Source organism: Flavobacterium azizsancarii (assembly GCF_027980145.1).
In the GTDB taxonomy this organism is placed as follows: Bacteria; Bacteroidota; Bacteroidia; order Flavobacteriales; family Flavobacteriaceae; genus Flavobacterium; species Flavobacterium azizsancarii.
The window spans coordinates 1-1507 of the sequence record NZ_JAMZNK010000101.1 but is presented as its reverse complement, the minus strand read 5'-3'; the positions used below and the strand labels follow the sequence as shown (position 1 = coordinate 1507).

Below are 1507 nucleotides of genomic sequence, written 5' to 3'. Positions count from 1 at the left end.
TCCTTTTAAAGAAAATCGTCTAAATCCGTTATTATGCTTGAGTTGGGCAAACACAGGCTCTACATCGGCAGAGCGTTGCTTTCTTCTTTGTATTCCTATTTCACTTAGCAGTAATTCCCTTGTCCTTTGTTTGTGCCTTTCAAGGTTATGGTTTCGCTCTATACTTCTGTTTCCCTGAGCTTTAAAACATTGACCTCGAAGTGAACAGCCTTCACAGTTTTTGGCCTGATAATGAGATAAGGTTTGGGTGTATCCTGCAGCTGTTGTTTTCTGGTTTTGATGTGTTTTATGCATTTTTTGTCCCATTGGGCATACATAATAATCTTCTTGCTCGTTGTAATGGAGATTTTCTTTGCTAAAAGCCTTGTGTTTCTTTTGGTAGTTTTGATCTTGTTCTTTTTCAAAAGTATTATATTTCACAAAAGCTTTGAGCTTCTTTTGCTCCAGATAATCATAGTTTTCTTCACTTCCATAACCTGCGTCAGTAGTTATCTCTTTTATCTTTTTAAATATTTTCTTGCCGAAGGTTTGTTCCAAATTTTCTAAATGAGGTTTGAGGGTTTTGGTATCGGTCGGATTTTGGTGGATGGTATAATGAACGATGATCTGATTTTGTGTAGATATCTGGGTATTATAAGCTGGCTTGAGCTGCCCGTTTAGCATATGATCTTCTTTCATGCGCATAAAAGTAGCCTGGGTGTCGGTTTTGCTGTAACTGTTTCTTTCCCCTAGAATAGCTTCTTGCTTTTCATACTTTTCAAGATTAGCAGTAAAATTATTTTTTATATAGCGTAATTTTGCTTTTGCTTTAGAACTTGCCTTTTCATTACCGGAGAGTTTTGCATCTATTTTAGCTACAGTTTTCTGAATTATCTCTTTACTGATTTCTTTGAATTCTGTTGGTTCCGGGTTTGGATCCTCTTCATTATTGATGCTTTGGGCATATTTCCATAATTCTTCCAACTGAGTCAGCATTTTAGCTTTGTTGGTTTTAATGCTGTTGCCCCACACAAAAGTGTACCTACCAGCCTGAGCTTCTATTTTTGTGCCATCTGTATAAATTTGTTTTAGGTTTACCAGCCCTTCTGATGCAAGCATTAAAACTACCTGCTTGAAGATTTCTTTAAAACTCTCTTTGAGTTTGTCACTTCTAAATCTATTAATTGTATTGTGATCAACAATAGTCATAGAAGTAAGCCACATAAAATTAATATTCTCGCGAAGTGCAAGTTCTATCTTTCGCGAAGAGTAAATATTAGTCATATAAGCATACAACATCACTTTGAGTAACATCTTTGGATGATAACCAGGATTGCCCTCTTTACTGTAGGCTTGTAAAAGAGGCTGGATATTTATTGACTCGACAATCTGATCAACTACTCGAACCGGATGTCCCTGTGGAATTAAATCATCAAACGAATAAGGCAAAAGTACCGTTTGTTGTTGGTTATAATGTTTGAATCTCATATATAATCAGTTACTTAACACTGATTAAATTTACAAAATT

Annotated in this window: 1 protein-coding gene; it reads right to left on the bottom strand. The window is 35.6% G+C overall.

Annotation, left to right across the window (positions count from 1 at the left end; translation table 11 throughout):
- Window positions 1-1467: IS1182 family transposase (locus NJT12_RS24765; RefSeq protein ID WP_271338781.1), on the bottom strand; the 1467-nt coding region annotated here is incomplete at its 3' end.
- Window positions 1468-1507: the final 40 nt, after the last annotated feature.